The following is a 398-nucleotide window of genomic DNA, read 5'->3' as shown; positions in this document are numbered from 1 at the left end:
TCGACAAGGAAGTCCGCGACATCGTCGCCGACGCCGCCGAATTCGCCCAGAACGACGCCGAGCCGGATCCGTCCGAGCTCTGGACCGACATCGTACTCTAAGGAGAGGGCAAGGACATGCCGATCGAAATTCTCATGCCCGCGCTTTCCCCGACGATGGAAGAGGGCAATCTTTCCAAATGGCTGAAGAACGAGGGCGACAAGGTCGTCGCCGGTGACGTGATCGCCGAGATCGAAACCGACAAGGCAACGATGGAAGTCGAAGCCGTCGACGAAGGCACGCTGGCCAAGATCGTGGTTCCCGCCGGCACCGAAGGCGTCAAGGTCAATGCGGTGATCGCCGTGCTTGCGGTCGATGGCGAAGACGTCGACAAGGCCGGCGAAGGCGTCGGCGAAGAG

1 protein-coding gene is annotated in these 398 nt (G+C 61.8%); it reads left to right on the top strand.

Annotation, left to right across the window (positions count from 1 at the left end):
- Window positions 1-116 precede the first annotated feature (116 nt).
- The coding region (locus tag EOA29_RS40695) for a biotin/lipoyl-containing protein (RefSeq protein WP_348628958.1) at window positions 117-398 on the top strand (282 nt) is incomplete at its 3' end.

The organism is Mesorhizobium sp. M1E.F.Ca.ET.063.01.1.1, assembly GCF_003998155.1.
GTDB lineage: Bacteria > Pseudomonadota > Alphaproteobacteria > Rhizobiales > Rhizobiaceae > Mesorhizobium.
This window is presented reverse-complemented; position numbering and strand designations above follow the sequence as displayed.